Here is a 16280-nt window from a genome sequence, read left to right as displayed (position 1 = left end):
GTAAGGGCGCTACGTTCAATCGTGCTTCGCAGAAGGAGATGACGGCGGCCTATGCTGCACTCGATCAGGCGCTGCGCGAGCAGGGGCGTTGATTACATTGACGTTGTATAAAAATCAGACAGAGCACTAATTTCCGCTTTCCGCAATCTGAAGACTTTGATTTAAAAGCGGATGCGTTACACTGCACGACGGGTGCTCAGGATCTTTCTGTCCTGAGCCTCTGGTAAAGGTCAGAATAGAGAAAAGCCCCACTTGAGTTGTATTCAAAGTGCGGCTGCCTTACATACGACAATGTAAAAGTGGCCTTTTATCTGCTGAAAAGCAATGGAGAAGGAGGCTAGAGATGGCGCAAAAACTGCTTGTTTTTTGTTTGATTATTATCTGTGTAATGGCCCCTCAGTGAGGAGCCATCTTGTTACGCAGGCGGTCGATTAATCGTCAAGGAAGCTGCGCAGCACTTCAGAGCGGCTTGGATGGCGCAGTTTACGCAGCGCCTTCGCTTCAATCTGACGAATACGCTCACGCGTCACGTCAAACTGCTTGCCAACTTCTTCCAGCGTGTGGTCGGTGTTCATGTCGATACCGAAACGCATGCGCAGCACTTTCGCTTCACGCGCGGTCAGGCCTGCCAGCACGTCGTGGGTGGCAGAACGCAGGCTCTCAGAGGTGGCAGAGTCCAGCGGCAGCTCCAGCGTGGTGTCTTCGATAAAATCACCCAGATGTGAATCTTCATCATCACCAATTGGCGTCTCCATGGAGATAGGCTCTTTGGCAATTTTCAGCACCTTGCGGATTTTATCTTCCGGCATCAACATGCGCTCAGCCAGCTCTTCCGGCGTTGGTTCGCGACCCATCTCCTGCAGCATCTGGCGCGAAATACGGTTGAGCTTGTTGATCGTCTCAATCATATGCACCGGAATACGGATGGTACGCGCTTGGTCGGCGATAGAACGGGTGATTGCCTGACGAATCCACCATGTAGCATACGTCGAGAACTTATAACCACGACGGTATTCAAACTTATCTACCGCTTTCATCAGGCCGATATTGCCTTCCTGAATCAGATCAAGGAACTGCAGACCACGGTTGGTGTATTTCTTGGCGATAGAGATAACCAGACGTAAGTTTGCTTCAACCATCTCTTTCTTCGCACGGCGCGCTTTCGCTTCACCGATGGACATACGACGGTTGATATCCTTCACCTGCTCAATGGTTAGGCCGGTTTCTTGCTCAATCTGCTGCAGTTTCTGCAGGCCACGATGCACATCGTCTGACATGTCGTTCAGCTTTTCTGACCACGGTCTGTTCATCGCCAGCGCGGCTTTGAACCAGGTTTCGCTGGTTTCATTGCCGGTGAACAGGGTAATGAAGTTCTTCTTCGGCATTTTACACAGTTCAACGCACAGCTTCATAATCAGGCGTTCCTGAATACGTACGCGGTCCATCATCACGCGCATGCTGTTTACTAGGAAGTCGAACTGTTTCGGCACTAGGCGGAACTGCTTAAAGACGTGAGAGAGATTCTGGATTTCAGCGATGGCATCAACGTGGCTGCGACTTTTCGCTTTAATGACAGTATGAGCTTTTTCGTACTGTACGCGCAGCTCGTTGAATTTTTCACGCGCTAGCTCCGGGTCGATGCTGTTGTCATCGTCCGCGCTGTCGTCATCTTCTTCGTCTTCTTCTTCGTTGTCACGCTTGGCTTCAGATAGTTCGGAACCGACATGGGTCACCGTCGGTGCGATGTCTTCCTGCGAGTTTGGATCAACAAAACCGGTGATCAGGTCTGACAAGCGCGCTTCGCCCGCTTCAACGCGATCGTACTGCTCAAGCAGGTAGGTAATGGCTTCAGGATATTCAGCAACCGAGCACTGTACCTGGTTGATACCGTCTTCGATGCGCTTCGCGATATCGATTTCGCCTTCGCGAGTCAACAGTTCAACGGTACCCATTTCACGCATGTACATACGCACCGGGTCGGTAGTACGCCCGATTTCCGACTCTACGCTGGATAGCACCTGAGCAGCCGCTTCAGCAGCATCTTCGTCCGTATCGTTGTTGTTTTCATTCAGCATCAGATCATCGGCATCAGGCGCTTCTTCCACTACCTGGATGCCCATGTCGTTAATCATCTGGATGATGTCTTCAATCTGATCGGAGTCGACAATATCTTCCGGCAGATGGTCATTGACCTCGGCATAGGTCAGATAGCCTTGCTCCTTACCACGGGTGACAAGTAGCTTCAGCTGTGACTGCGGGTTTTGCTCCATAAGACGGTATCCACACTTCTGTTAAATTAGATTGGTGTCGGGTCAGCTTAAGATGCCAACAATAACAGTGAGGGCGTTTGGATTATTGCCGCTGCCCGTCATGGCGGCTGTCAGGGTCTACCTGACTCGAATTCGGCACTTAAGCCGCTTTTGTTCTGTCCGAAGCTATCTTGTTTGCCATTTCAGGATTGGGCAGTGCTCGAAATCCTCACGTACTACAGTACGCTGCGGTTTCTGCGCACTGGCCTCACCTGAACTGACTGCGCTGATAATGCTTCTAAGTTCTGTGATTTAAACGTTGTAAGTGTCTACAACGTTTCAAATTTTTTGTAGGGGCTGACCCTCTCTTTTAGTCAGTCCGGTATTACTGTTTTTTCAGAGCTTGGCTTAGCGTCCAGAACTCGCGGCGCTCTTCTGCGCTCAGTGCGTGCGTGCGGTCCCGGGCGATCAGCTCTTCCAGCCGACGCTCCAGCGCGTCATCGTACATACTGCCTAGCGCGTCCTTAAACATGGTGTCCACTTCGTCATCTACTATCATGTGGTTCCATGTTGCCAAGGTTTCAAGGCTCTGGCTAAATTTTGTGCCGCGGTATAACTCTAGTAGCTGTCCGGTCGTCAGGCTAGGTTGAGCAACGCAAATGCTCACCAACTCAACGAACAGTGGAAAACCGGGCAAATCTGACTGCTCCAGCCCATCGAGCGAGGGCACCATTGTCGCCAGCTGCGGGTTCTGGATTAGCAGCCCAATAAGTATACGCATGGTTGTGCGTTTTAGCTGGAGCGGCGGTGCCGGTTTCGCATTTTCCGCTTGCTTTGGCAGCAGCTTCTCAAGCTGGCTATCGTCGAGGATCCCTAGCTTGTTGCCCAGCTCCTGACGCAGGTAAATACGTAACGTCTCGCCCGGAACCTGACTAATTAGCGGCAGTGCCAGCGTGCTGAGCTGCGCGCGGCCATCTGGCGAACGCAAATCGACCTGCGGCATCAGCGTATCGAACAGAAACCCGGAGAGCGGTATTGCCTGCTCCATCCGCGCTTCGAAAGCCTCTTTACCCTCTTTACGTACTAGCGTATCCGGGTCTTCGCCGTCAGGCAGGAACATAAAGCGTAGCTGATGACCGTCATTCATGTAAGGTAATGCGGTTTCCAGCGCGCGCCAAGCTGCCTCGCGGCCTGCACGGTCACCGTCGTAACAGCAAATGACGGTATTGGTGGCGCGGAACAGCAGCTGAATATGCTCAGCTGTGGTAGAGGTCCCCAGCGAGGCCACGGCGTAATCCACGCCAAACTGTGCCAGCGCCACTACATCCATATACCCTTCAACCACCAGCAGCTTGGGCGGTTCAGGATAATTTCTTTGTGCTTCATACAGGCCATACAGCTGGCGGCCTTTATGGAAAATATCGGTTTCCGGCGAGTTGAGATATTTCGGCATTCCGTTGCCGAGTACCCGGCCACCAAAGCCAATCACCCGTCCACGCTTATCGTGGATAGGAAACATCACGCGCTCACGGAAGCGATCGTAGCTGCGGCCCTGGTTATTGGTGACCAGCATACCGGCGTCGATCAGCGACTGGCGGTCATCAGGATTACGACCAAAGCGTTTAAGCGCGTTGTCCCAGCCCGCAGGGGCGAAACCGATAGAAAAATGCTTAATGACCTCTTCGCTCAGCCCGCGCTGCGCCAGATATTTACGCGCGCCTGCCGACTGGCTTTGAGCCAGCGCCTGCTGATAGAAATCGCGCAGACCAGTCATTAACTGATAGAGACTTTGACGCTGGTGACGCTCAAGTTGGCTGGGACAGTTACCGCTTTCATACGGCACTTCCAGACCATACAGGGTCGCCAGTTCTTCGATGCTTTCGATAAATTCCAGACGATCGTAATTCATCAGGAAGTCGACGGCATTACCGTGCGCGCCGCAGCCGAAACAGTGATAAAACTGTTTCTCGCTGTTTACCGTGAAGGAGGGGGTTTTCTCCTTATGGAAAGGGCAGCACGCGTGATGGTTTTTACCCTGCTTTTTCAGTTTCACTCGGGCATCAATAAGATCCACGATGTCCGTGTGTGCGAGTAAATCATTGATAAATAAGCGCGGAATTCTTCCTGCCATAAGCCCCAGTTGATCAGCTCACAAACGACAACAGGCCGCGCATTCCTTTCGGAAGCACGGCCTGATAACTATTAACTGGTCTGTATAACGAGAGGGCAAGCCCTCAGGTTACTAGTACAGACGAGTGCGGCGTGCGTTTTCGCGAGCCAGTTTCTTAGAGTGGCGTTTTACTGCAGACGCTTTAGCTCGCTTACGTTCGGTAGTAGGTTTTTCATAAAACTCACGACGACGAACTTCAGCCAGAACGCCTGCTTTCTCACAAGAACGCTTGAAGCGACGCAGTGCTACGTCGAATGGCTCGTTTTCACGTACTTTAATTACCGGCATGTAACTCTCACCTCGATAAATTCGGTTTTGCTGCTGACATCGGTGCCAGCTCATTTCAAAATGGTGCGGAACTTTACTCCAACACAGGCTGCGTTGTAAAGCACCATAGCTTAATGTAACCAACAGATGCGCCGGTGCGGCTGCCGGTTTTTTTCAGGGGGCCTCATCATACACGAATCCAACGTCCCTAGTGGAAAAAAAACACTTTATTGTTCAAGGCATAACCGCTGAGTCGCTAAAATTGCCGCCCGGCAAAGCGCCGTCATGCTACACTGCTCGCTGCAAGAATGAGGTGAAAAAGCCATGCGTGTTCTTGGAATTGAAACATCCTGCGATGAAACCGGTATTGCCATTTATGATGATACGGTCGGTTTGCTCGCTAATCAACTTTATAGCCAAATAAAGCTCCATGCCGACTACGGTGGTGTGGTACCCGAACTGGCTTCGCGCGATCACGTGCGTAAAACGGTGTCGCTGATCCAGGCCGCGCTGAAAGAGGCCGGACTGCAGACGCAGGATATCGATGCGGTGGCCTATACTGCCGGTCCGGGCCTAGTCGGTGCGCTGCTGGTTGGCGCCACCATTGGTCGCTCGCTAGCGTTTGCTTGGGATGTCCCGGCGATTGCCGTGCACCATATGGAAGGGCACCTATTGGCCCCGATGCTGGAAGATAACCCGCCCGAGTTTCCGTTTGTCGCGCTGCTGGTTTCCGGCGGCCATACGCAGCTGATTAGCGTCACGGGCATCGGTGAATACACCCTGTTGGGCGAATCCATTGATGATGCGGCGGGCGAAGCCTTTGATAAAACAGCCAAGCTGCTGGGGCTGGACTATCCCGGGGGCCCAATGCTGTCGAAAATGGCGCAGCAGGGGGTGGAAAAGCGCTTTGCCTTCCCGCGCCCGATGACCGATCGCCTAGGGCTGGATTTCAGCTTCGCAGGCCTGAAAACCTTCGCGGCAAATACCATTCGTGATAATGACAGCAGCGATCAGACTCGTGCTGACATCGCGCGCGCTTTTGAAGATGCCGTCGTCGATACGCTGGCGATTAAATGCCGTCGTGCGCTCGATCAGAGTGGTTTCAAGCGTCTGGTGATTGCCGGGGGGGTCAGTGCTAACCGCACGCTGCGCAGCAAGCTGGCAGAAATGATGCAGAAGCGGGGCGGCGAAGTGTTTTATGCGCGCCCGGAATTTTGTACCGATAACGGCGCGATGATTGCCTATGTAGGGATGGTGCGGATGAAAGGAGGTACGCATGCGGAGCTGAGTATCACGGTGCGCCCGCGCTGGCCGCTGGCAGAGTTACCTGCCATTTAACTGCCCGCCTGTTGTGGGTCAGGCATGCCTGACCCCTAGGCAAATTCACCGTTATTTTGTCGGGGTGAGACAGGCCTCGCCCGTATCTTTACGGATCCTTTCTCTTCTTTTTCCAGATCTTCGTTTCTTGGCTGCGCCACAGCCGCTGAATATTGTCATGATGACGCAGCAGGATCAGGCAGGAGAGCATGGCGACCGGAAAGGTAAACTGCGGTTTAAACCACCAGACGTAGAACGGCGCGATCAGCGCGCTGATAATCGCCCCCAGCGAAGAGTAGCTGCTCAGCAGCACCGTCAGCAGCCAAGTCCCGGTCATCAATCCCGTTAAATCCCAGCCGATAGGCGCGATAGCACCAAAGGCAGTGGCGACGCCTTTACCGCCTTTGAACTTAAAGAATACCGGGTAGATATGACCAAGACAGGCCGCAATTGCAGTCAGGCCAAGGTAGAGCGGGGTCACGCCGAAGTGATACGCCAGCCAGACCGGCAGCATGCCTTTAAGAATATCAAACACCAGCACCATCGCTGCCGCACCTCTACCACCGATGCGCAATACGTTAGTGGTGCCAAGGTTGCGCGAACCGTGGTGGCGGGGGGCCGGTAATCCAAACAGCCGGCAAACCAGAATCGCACTGGAGATGGAGCCACACAGATACGCGAAAATAATCATACCAAGCGCGAATACACTCATAACACCATTCCGTCTTGTTGGGGTCGTCTTAAAGTCTGCATCCGTGGATAATACGCATAAACCGCCGGGAATGGTATCCGGTAACCGTAAAAAGAGAGAGCCGTATCATGGATATCATATTTATTGATCAACTATCCGTCATCACTACCATTGGTGTTTACGACTGGGAGCAGACGATTCAGCAGAAGCTGGTGTTCGATGTCGAAATGGCGTGGGACAACCGCAAAGCCGCGGCCAGCGATGATGTCAACGACTCTCTGAACTATGCCGACGTCTTACAGGTGATTATCGATCACGTTGCGAACGGCAAATTCGCGCTGGTTGAACGCGTCGCGGAGGAGATTGCCACGCTGTTGCTGGCTCGATTCGCCTTGCCGTGGGTGCGGATTAAGGTCAGCAAACCGGGAGCAATCGCTCAGGCTCATGAAGTCGGGGTGATCATCGAACGCGGGACTAATCCGAAATAAACGCAATATCATTGCCATGATAATGAAACCAAACCACATTATGGTCTCTCTTAAGGTTGACCTAATTCAGTCTGGGCACAATTTGTGCGGTAGCGCAAAGCGACCGCCTTTTTAATGGTTTTAACTTGGTTAGAGGTAGAATTTGATGGCAGATATTCATCAGCTATGGGTGGCGGCAATACTCGGCATTGTTGAAGGGTTGACGGAGTTCCTTCCTGTTTCCTCCACCGGGCACATGATCATTGTCGGTCATCTGTTAGGTTTTGAAGGTGAGAAAGCAGAGACTTTCGAAGTGGTTATCCAGCTTGGCTCAATTTTGGCTGTGGTGGTGATGTTCTGGCGCCGTCTGTTTGGCCTGATCGGTATTCACTTCGGCAAAGGGCCGCATGAAGGCACCGGCACCGGTACCGGCAAACTGACGCTGATTCATATTCTGTTTGGTATGGTTCCGGCGGTCGTGATTGGTCTGCTGCTGCACGACCAGATCAAAACGCTGTTTAACCCGGTTAACGTGATGGGTGCGCTGGTGGTCGGTGGCGTGCTGCTGATCGCTGCTGAGCTGCTAAAGCCGAAGCAGCCAAAAGCCGTGGGCGTGGATGATATTACCTATCGTCAAGCATTCGTGATTGGCTGCTTCCAGTGTCTGGCGCTGTGGCCGGGCTTCTCACGCTCCGGTGCGACCATTTCCGGCGGGATTCTAACGGGCGTGACCCGCTATGCGGCTTCTGAGTTCTCTTTCTTGCTGGCCGTGCCGATGATGATGGGCGCTACCGCGCTGGATCTCTATAAGAGCATGGGCTTTCTGACCATGACCGACTTTCCGATGTTCGCCGTCGGTTTTGTTACTGCCTTTATTGTCGCGCTGATCGCGATCAAGACCTTCCTGCACATTATCAAACGTATCTCGTTTATCCCATTCGCTATCTACCGCTTTATTATCGCGACAGCGCTTTACGCAGTGTTTGTGCTTTAGAACTACTCGTAGGCGGGGCCGATCTTTTGTTTCTATCGGCCCGTTAGGAGGTTACGACGACTTCCACTCTTCTAGCGCGACCATTCGACGCCGCGTTAGCTCTTTTCTCACTTCGCTGCCCTTGAATCCTGCCTCAACTACCTCTTTTGTCGACACGCTTTGTGCCACCCGCCAGGCGGTGCGCATGTAGTCGCCCTGGGGATAAGGATTGCTTTCAAAACCGGTACGCCCGCGCGCATCGGCTTCACTGGTGATAGCAATCTGCCCAACTCGCTGCGGCTTACGCCAAGCATCCACGCGGTCAAACATGGCAATCAGCGTAGCGGCTGACTGATTTTGTACGGTGTGCACCAAGTCATGGAATTCAGTGACTATCAGGGCGAGATCGCGCACGGCATTCGGCACGCGCAGGCGCTCGCACAGCGCGGCAACCAGCGGCACGCCAGCCGGGCCATGCCCGTGGTGGCTGGGCCATTTTCCCGGCGGTGTTAGGCCCTTGCCGACGTCGTGAAACAGCGTGGCGAAGCGAATATCCAGCTCCGGGCTGAGCTGGGCGGCCATCGCCAGCGTCATTAGCGCATGCACCCCGGTGTCGATCTCCGGGTGCCATTTAGCCGGGGCTGGCACGCCATACAGATTATCCAGCTCGGGGAACAGCACCGCCAGCGCGCCGCAGTCGCGCAGTACTTGGAAATAGACCTGCGGGTTGCGGGTGAGCAGGGCGCTCTCCGTCTCTTTCCACACGCGTTCCGCCGTCAGATGCACGAGCTCGCCGCCTGCCGCCATGGCGCGCATCAGCTCCATGGTTTCGTCAGCGACGCGGAAATTGAGGTGGGCAAAACGTGCCGCAAAGCGCGCCACGCGTAGTACGCGCAGCGGATCTTCGTTGAATGCAGCCGAAACATGGCGCAGCAGGCGCTGCTTAAGGTCTTCCCGCCCGCTATAAAGGTCGTAATAGTTTCCGTCAGCGTCCTGAGCAATGGCGTTGATCGTCAGATCGCGTCGGGTCAGATCCTGTTCCAGCGTGACGTCGGGCGCGGCATAGCAGACGAAGTCGGTATAACCGCTGCCGGACTTACGCTCGGTGCGCGCCAGCGCATACTCTTCGTGGCTGGAAGGGTGCAGAAATACTGGAAAATCGCGGCCAACCTGCTCGTAGCCAGCATCCAACATCTGCTGGGGAGAGGCTCCCACCACCACCCAGTCTTTGTCTTTCAGCGGCAAATTTAGCAGTCCATCGCGTACGGCACCACCGACAAGGTATGTTTTCACTGCGGGTCTCCACAAAGCGGACAATCGGAATTAACCTATCATTGAATATGGGAACACTATAACATGCATGTTGCACAAATGATAAATTGCTGGCACGACAAAAAGAGCATCCGAGATACCCTGATTTGTCATCGGTTGGATTAATTCATCCAGCGGTCGCTTTTCTTCCTGCGCGGGATCATATGCGGCAACAGCAGGTCAACACCGGCTACGCCGCCGCCGTACATAAATCACTGCATAATGGATGGTGAGCTGTTTATCATCAAACTGCACGTTGGCCGGCATCCACTTTCTTTTTCGCCACCACCCGCAGGTTTTTCAACTGCTGATTCTCTTTTTTCAGGCTGTTTATCGCCCCATCGCTGCCAGCGACTTTTTTCTGCATCTCGGCGGTGCGTTCGTTCCAACTACCGTCGATATTGGCCAGTTTGGCCGTTAGGTCTTTGACCAGCTGCGGCACGCGGGTGCGCAGGCTTGGCTGCTCGCTCAGCTGTGCCAGCGAGATCTAGGTGGTGCGCGCCTAGCTGTCACGGATTTGCCCATATTTGCTATTGTCGTTTGACTGCAGCAGGGTGACTTCTTTCACCGGCATTCAGGGTGCGGATCAGGCGGTAATCATTGCTAGGACCGCTGCGGACCTAGGTAGGAAGCTCGTCGGAAATGTGGCGTTTTTTCAGTATAAACCGAGGTTGCAACGCTAAAAGTGAGTAAAATCAGTCCAATAAAGGTGAGTTTTATTCATTCAAACTCTTATTCGTAAGTGCTGGAAAAAGTAAAAGCACAGTCTGAGGCGGCCTCGCAGAAAACTGAATGAGAACTATCCTGGTTTCAGAGAGCATGAGAGCGGGCACGCGAAAGCGCAGCTAAAGAAGAGACAGCCCTGTCGCTTGTACATCACTCTTCAGGTTAAGATGCCCGTCATAAAGCAGGTATAATCGGTTACCTTAACCGTTTACCGTGCCGTTAACGACGCAAAGTAAGACAATATGACCATCGAAATCGAATTAAAGTTCATCGCCGCTGCAGAAGCTGCGTCAAAAATTGCCGATAAACTGGCGAACTGGCCTTATCAGCACAGCGAGGGGCAGAAGCTCACCAATATCTACTTTGAAACCGACGACAGCCAGCTGCGCCGCTGGGATATGGGCCTGCGCATCCGCGGGTTTGGCGACAGCTACGAGATGACGCTAAAAACCGCCGGGCAGACGGTGGGCGGGCTGCATCAGCGGCCGGAATACAATGTGGCGCTCAGCCAGCCTGAGCTCAATATCGCCCTGCTGCCTGCCGACGTCTGGCAGCAGGGCACCGACGTTGCCGCGTTGCAACAGCGCCTCAACGCGCTGTTCAGCACCCATTTCGTGCGCGAAAAATGGGAAGTTACTTACCTGCGAAGCGAGATTGAAGTGGCTTACGACTGCGGGGAAGTCAGTGCCGGAGCGTTAAGCGAGCCGCTGAGAGAAATCGAACTGGAGCTGAAAAGCGGGCAGCGTAACGATTTGCTGGCTTTTGCCGCCGAGCTAGCCATGCTGGAGGGCCTGCGCCTCGGCAGCCTGAGTAAAGCTGCACGCGGCTATGCGCTGGCGCAGGGCAATCCGCTGCGCCCGATTCCGCTGCCGAAGGTCAAGCCGAAAGCAACGGTAGAAGAGGGGATGCGCAGTGGGTTACTGCTGGCTCTCAGCCAGTGGCAGTATCACGAAGAGCTGTGGCTGCGCGGCGTCAGCGGCGCACTGCCGCAGATTAAAGATGGGCTGGAGACGCTGCGTCAGGTTTTCTCTCTGTACGGCGCGCTGGTTCCGCGCAAAGCCAGCAGCGATCTGCGCCAAAAACTTACCGTGCTTGAAGAGGCGCTGATGGAAGAGAACGTCAGCGCCGAAAAGCTCTGTTTCAGTCCGGTCTGGTTGGGGACTCAGTTGGCGCTTACTAACTGGATTGTTACCGAAGACTGGTGTGCGTTCGTCGATTAGAAGGCTGATGCCAAGCTGCAGGGCTCTTTTAAACGCTTCAGCAATATCATGCTCGGGCGCATCGCCGCCGACCTTAAAGAGACCTTCGCTCACGTTAACCATTCGGGCGAATATCAGGACAAGCTGACGCGCCTGCATCGCCAGCTGCTGGCCGTCCATCTGCTGGCCGGTGCCTATGTGACCCTGAGGTGGTCAACAGCTGGCTGCAAAGTTGGCAGCTGCAGCAGCAGGCGATTGTCAGCCAGCAGGAAGTCTGGCTGGACAGTCATCGCCAGCAGGCGCTGAATCAGGCGGCATTCTGGAAGAATGGCAGCGTGTAAAACCTTTGGAGTGCGGCTTTTTATAAGGGAGTGATTATGTTGCCATCGTTACTGACCAGGCAGAGCGCACTGCTCGATCCCATGTTCAGCGGTGCCAGTGAACAGCAAAAGGCGGTTCTGGCATTTAGCGATTTTATCAGCGATAACCTAGCAAAATGCCCCGACTGGTGGCAGCAGATCCAGCAGCAGCCGCCGCAGCCGGATGAATGGCAACACTATCCGCAGTGGTTACAGACGCAGCTTGCCTCGGTACAGGATGAAAATGCGCTGATGCGCGAGCTGCGCCTGTTCCGCCGCCATATGCTGACGCGCATCGCCTGGATGCAGACTCCGGCCACCAGCACTACAGAAGAAAGTTTGCGCCAGCTGAGCGAGCTGGCGGAAACGCTGATTGTCGCCGCACGCGACTGGCTGTGGCACGCCTGCTGCCGCGATTTCGGCACGCCGGTTAATGCCGTCGGGGAGCCACAGCCGCTGCTGATCCTCGGTATGGGCAAGCTGGGCGGTGGCGAGCTTAATTTCTCCTCTGATATTGACCTGATCTTCACTTGGCCGGAAAACGGTGCCACCCAAGGGGGCCGCCGCAAGCTGGATAATGCGCAGTTCTTCACCCGTCTTGGGCAGCGCCTGATTAAGGTGCTGGATCAACCCACCATTGATGGCTTTGTGTACCGTGTGGATATGCGCCTGCGCCCGTTCGGCGACAGCGGCCCGCTGGTGCTGAGCTTTGCCGCGCTGGAAGATTATTATCAGGAGCAGGGTCGCGACTGGGAACGCTACGCGATGGTGAAAGCGCGCCTGATGGGCGACAGCGATGACCGCTGGAGCGAAGAGCTGCGCCAGACGCTGCACCCGTTCGTATTCCGCCGCTACATCGATTTCAGCGTGATCCAGTCGCTGCGTAATATGAAAAGCATGATCGCGCGTGAAGTACGGCGGCGTGGTCTGACCGATAACATCAAGCTGGGTGCTGGCGGTATTCGCGAAACCGAGTTTATCGTGCAGGTCTTCCAACTGATACGCGGCAGTCGCGAGCGATCGCTGCAAATGCGTTCCTTATTGCCGACGCTGCACGCTATTGGCGATCTGCATCTGCTGCCGGAAGGGCAGGTCAGCCTGCTGCGCGATGCCTATCTGTTCCTACGTCGCCTCGAAAATCTGTTGCAGAGCATCAACGACGAACAAACGCAGATGCTGCCAGTGGCAGAGTTGGGTCGGGCCCGTCTTGCTTGGGCAATGGGCTTCAGCGACTGGCAGGCATTGCATGACCAGCTTGATATCCATATGGCGCAGGTGCGCGCCATCTTTAACGATCTAATCGGCGACGATAGCTCAGACAACGGCGACAGTCGCGACGCCGGTGAATACGGCGTGCTGTGGCAGGACCAGCTGGAAGAGGCCGAGCTGGAACCGCTGGTGCCGCATCTCGACAGCGCCGCCCGCCAGCTGCTCTGGCGCACAATCACCGAATTCCGCCTAGATGTGGATAAACGCACGATTGGCCCGCGTGGCCGCCAAGCGCTGGATCAGCTGATTCCGCGCCTGCTAAGTGAAGTGGTGCCGCGGGACGATGCTCCGGTCACGCTCAGCCGCCTGACCCCGCTGCTGCTTGGCGTGGTTACCCGCTCGACCTATCTCGAACTGCTGACCGAATTCGACGGGGCGCTGAAACATCTGATCCGCCTGTGCGCCGCCTCGCCGATGGTAGCCAACCAGCTGGCGCGCCACCCGCTGCTGCTTGATGAACTGCTCGACCCGGTCACGCTGTACCAGCCGACCGCCACCGATGCCTACCGCGACGAGCTGCGCCAGTATCTGCTGCGCATCCCGGAAGAGGACGAAGAGCAGCAGTTGGAGGCGCTGCGCCAGTTTAAACAGGCGCAGCATCTGCGCATTGCCGCCGCCGATATCGCCAAAACGCTGCCGGTCATGAAGGTCAGCGACCATCTGACCTGGCTGGCAGAAGCGATGATCGAAGCGGTGGTGCAGCAGGCGTGGAACATGATGGTGCAGCGTTATGGTCGCCCGTCGCACCTGACCAGCGACAGCAAGCACGGCTTCGCCGTGGTCGGCTATGGCAAGTTGGGCGGCTGGGAGCTGGGCTACAGTTCCGACCTCGATCTGGTGTTTCTGCACGACTGCCCGGTGGATGCCGTGACGCTGGGTGAGCGCAGCATCGACGGGCACCAGTTTTACCTGCGGCTGGCGCAGCGCGTGATGCACCTGTTCAGCACCCGCACCTCCTCCGGCATTTTGTATGAGGTCGATGCGCGCCTGCGGCCATCCGGCGCGGCGGGGATGCTGGTCAGTACCTTCGATGCCTTCGATGATTATCAGCGTAATGAAGCCTGGACCTGGGAGCATCAGGCGCTGGTACGGGCGCGCATTGTGTTTGGAGACGGGGCGCTGAGCCAGCACTTTAATCAGATCCGCCGTGGCATTCTTTCGCTGCCGCGCGAGCCTGACGGGCTGAAAACCGAAGTGCGGGAAATGCGCGAGAAGATGCGCGCTCACCTCGGGCACAAGCATAAAGGGCGCTGGGATCTGAAAGCGGATAAGGGCGGTATCACTGATATTGAATTCATTACGCAGTATCTGGTCTTACGCTACGCCGCTCAGGATCCGACGCTGACGCGCTGGTCCGATAACGTGCGCATCCTCGAACTGCTAGCAAATGGCGACAGGATAGCCCAGGCCGAGGCCGAGGCGCTGACTCAGGCCTACGTTTCGCTGCGCGATGCGCTGCACCATCTCGCTTTGCAGGAGCTGCCGGGGCACGTGGAAGAGAGAGCATTCAGCGTGGAAAAGGCACAGGTCAATGCCAGCTGGCAGAAGTCGCTGGGAGCCTGAGTCGGTGTGCGGCACGTGATGATGGTCAGCGGCAATCTGTGCTATCATCGCGCGCATAATTTTTCCTGTTTGAACTGCAGTCTGGAGTGTCTGGAATGAAAATCACACTGCTTGATTTTTCGCGCGCGGGTGTTCTGGTGGTTGGCGATGTGATGCTGGATCGCTACTGGCATGGCCCAACCAGTCGCATCTCCCCTGAAGCCCCGGTGCCGGTAGTGAAAGTGGACCATGTGGAGGAGCGCCCGGGAGGCGCGGCCAACGTGGCGATGAATATCGCCTCTCTCGGTGCCGGCTCGCGTCTGGTGGGCCTGACCGGGATTGATGAAGCCGCGCAGGCGTTGAGTGCAACGCTGGCCGGGGTGAACGTGCGGTGTGATTTTGTGGTGGTGCCGACGCATCCCACCATTACCAAACTGCGGGTGCTGTCACGCAGCCAGCAGCTGATCCGCCTCGATTTCGAAGAGGGCTTTGACGGGGTTAACCCGGAGCCAATGCACGAGCGCATCCGTGAGGCACTGCCAAAAATTGGTGCGCTGGTGCTGTCTGACTATGCCAAAGGTGCGCTGGCCAGCGTCGAAACCATGATCGCGCTGGCGCGCGAAGCGGGCGTACCGGTGCTGGTCGACCCGAAAGGGACTAATTTCTCACGCTATCACGGTGCAACGCTGCTGACACCAAACCTCTCCGAGTTCGAAGCAGTGGTTGGCAAATGTAAAAGCGAAGCGGATATTGTGGAGCGCGGTACGACACTGATGCAGCAGCACGCCCTGTCGGCGCTGCTGGTAACCCGTTCCGAGCACGGTATGACGCTGCTGCAGCCGGGCAAAGAGCCGTTCCATATGCCAACCCAAGCGCAGGAAGTGTTCGACGTGACCGGTGCCGGTGATACGGTGATTGGCGTACTGGCGGCCGCGCTGGCGGCAGGCAATACGCTGGAAGAGAGCTGCTTCTTGGCCAATGCCTCTGCGGGCGTGGTGGTCGGAAAATTGGGTTCCTCTACGGTTTCCCCGGTCGAGCTGGAGAATGCTATTCATGCGCGCCCTGAATACGGCTTCGGCGTGATGGATGAAGCACGGCTGATTGCTGAAGTCGCCAAGGCGCGCCAGCGTGGCGAGAAAGTGGTGATGACCAACGGCGTGTTCGACATTCTGCACGCGGGCCACGTCTCCTATCTTGCCAATTCGCGTAAGCTGGGGGATCGCCTGATTGTGGCGGTCAACAGCGATGCTTCAACCCGTCGCCTGAAGGGCAAAACGCGCCCAGTTAACCCGTTGGTCAATCGTATGATCGTGCTGGGTGCGCTGGAAGCCGTGGACTGGGTAATCGGTTTTGAAGAGGATACGCCACAGCGTGTGATTGCTGAGGTGCTGCCAGACCTGCTGGTCAAAGGCGGTGACTATAATCCGGAAGATATCGCGGGCAGTAAAGAAGTGTGGGCTAACGGCGGTGATGTGCGGGTGCTGAACTTCGAAGATGGTATTTCAACCAGTAATATCATCAAGACGATTATTTCAGGCACCAGTAAAAGCTGATGCCCATCGGCTGACCTCGCGGGCAGCCGCTTAACTCACTCAGAGCGGACCCTGTACATGATTCTGTGTAAACCGTCGGGAACACCTTATGCTTCTTGATAGCATGGCGGATCACGCTGTTCAGCGACTCAATGGCATTGGTGGTGTACATCATTTTGCGGATATCCTTCGGGTAAGCGAAGAACGT

Annotated in this window: 10 protein-coding genes and 3 pseudogenes; 6 read left to right on the top strand and 7 right to left on the bottom strand. The window is 55.6% G+C overall.

What is annotated here, in order from left to right:
• Window positions 1-431: 431 nt before the first annotated feature.
• The 3 genes from rpoD to rpsU form a co-directional block, all read right to left on the bottom strand.
• Window positions 432-2270 (bottom strand): RNA polymerase sigma factor RpoD, encoded by a 1839-nt coding sequence (gene rpoD, locus BBW68_RS06035; RefSeq protein ID WP_070134429.1) that lies wholly within the window; start codon window positions 2268-2270, stop codon window positions 432-434.
• Between the two features lie 364 nt (window positions 2271-2634).
• A complete protein-coding gene (gene dnaG / locus BBW68_RS06030; protein ID WP_070134428.1) occupies window positions 2635-4380 on the bottom strand; it encodes a DNA primase in 1746 nt (581 codons plus the stop codon).
• Window positions 4381-4491: 111 nt separating this feature from the next.
• On the bottom strand, window positions 4492-4707 hold the full coding sequence (rpsU, locus tag BBW68_RS06025) for a 30S ribosomal protein S21 (protein ID WP_070134427.1): 216 nt from the start codon (window positions 4705-4707) through the stop codon (window positions 4492-4494).
• Between the two features lie 303 nt (window positions 4708-5010).
• On the opposite strand from rpsU, the gene tsaD reads away from it, so the two are divergent.
• Entirely contained in the window at window positions 5011-6024 is a 1014-nt protein-coding gene (gene tsaD / locus BBW68_RS06020) for a tRNA (adenosine(37)-N6)-threonylcarbamoyltransferase complex transferase subunit TsaD (RefSeq protein ID WP_070134426.1), read from the top strand.
• A gap of 88 nt (window positions 6025-6112) precedes the next feature.
• Here tsaD and plsY read toward each other — a convergent pair whose 3' ends face one another.
• On the bottom strand, window positions 6113-6715 hold the full coding sequence (plsY, locus tag BBW68_RS06015; protein ID WP_070134425.1) for a glycerol-3-phosphate 1-O-acyltransferase PlsY: 603 nt from the start codon (window positions 6713-6715) through the stop codon (window positions 6113-6115).
• Between the two features lie 107 nt (window positions 6716-6822).
• Here plsY and folB point away from each other — a divergent pair, with 107 nt between their 5' ends.
• Together folB and bacA are read left to right on the top strand one after the other, a co-directional pair.
• The gene (folB, locus tag BBW68_RS06010; RefSeq protein ID WP_070134424.1) at window positions 6823-7182 is read left to right on the top strand and encodes a bifunctional dihydroneopterin aldolase/7,8-dihydroneopterin epimerase; all 360 of its coding nucleotides are present in this window, start codon (window positions 6823-6825) and stop codon (window positions 7180-7182) included.
• Window positions 7183-7327: 145 nt separating this feature from the next.
• Window positions 7328-8155, top strand: a complete 828-nt coding sequence (gene bacA, locus BBW68_RS06005; protein WP_070134423.1) for an undecaprenyl-diphosphate phosphatase — start codon at window positions 7328-7330, stop codon at window positions 8153-8155.
• A 51-nt stretch (window positions 8156-8206) separates the two neighbouring features.
• Here the strand turns inward: bacA and BBW68_RS06000 are convergent, their stop codons facing one another.
• Both BBW68_RS06000 and BBW68_RS05995 read right to left on the bottom strand, forming a co-directional pair.
• Window positions 8207-9427: a multifunctional CCA addition/repair protein gene (locus tag BBW68_RS06000; protein ID WP_070134422.1), complete on the bottom strand. Its 1221-nt coding sequence runs from the start codon at window positions 9425-9427 to the stop codon at window positions 8207-8209.
• Window positions 9428-9567: 140 nt separating this feature from the next.
• Window positions 9568-10165: pseudogene (locus BBW68_RS05995) on the bottom strand (TIGR04211 family SH3 domain-containing protein).
• Between the two features lie 248 nt (window positions 10166-10413).
• Here BBW68_RS05995 and BBW68_RS05990 point away from each other — a divergent pair.
• From BBW68_RS05990 to hldE, 3 genes and pseudogenes are all read left to right on the top strand, one after another.
• Window positions 10414-11711, top strand: a pseudogene (locus BBW68_RS05990) (CYTH domain-containing protein).
• Between the two features lie 36 nt (window positions 11712-11747).
• A complete protein-coding gene (gene glnE, locus BBW68_RS05985; protein ID WP_070134421.1) occupies window positions 11748-14561 on the top strand; it encodes a bifunctional [glutamate--ammonia ligase]-adenylyl-L-tyrosine phosphorylase/[glutamate--ammonia-ligase] adenylyltransferase in 2814 nt (937 codons plus the stop codon).
• A 95-nt stretch (window positions 14562-14656) separates the two neighbouring features.
• Window positions 14657-16093, top strand: a complete 1437-nt coding sequence (gene hldE, locus BBW68_RS05980; protein ID WP_070134420.1) for a bifunctional D-glycero-beta-D-manno-heptose-7-phosphate kinase/D-glycero-beta-D-manno-heptose 1-phosphate adenylyltransferase HldE — start codon at window positions 14657-14659, stop codon at window positions 16091-16093.
• A 73-nt stretch (window positions 16094-16166) separates the two neighbouring features.
• Here hldE and BBW68_RS18310 read toward each other — a convergent pair.
• Window positions 16167-16280, bottom strand: a pseudogene (locus BBW68_RS18310) (transposase); the annotation flags it as partial.

It is taken from the genome of Candidatus Erwinia dacicola (assembly GCF_001756855.1).
GTDB lineage: Bacteria > Pseudomonadota > Gammaproteobacteria > Enterobacterales > Enterobacteriaceae > Erwinia > Erwinia dacicola.
Note: the sequence above shows the minus strand (reverse complement) of the source record. Positions and strands in the feature narration are given on the sequence as shown.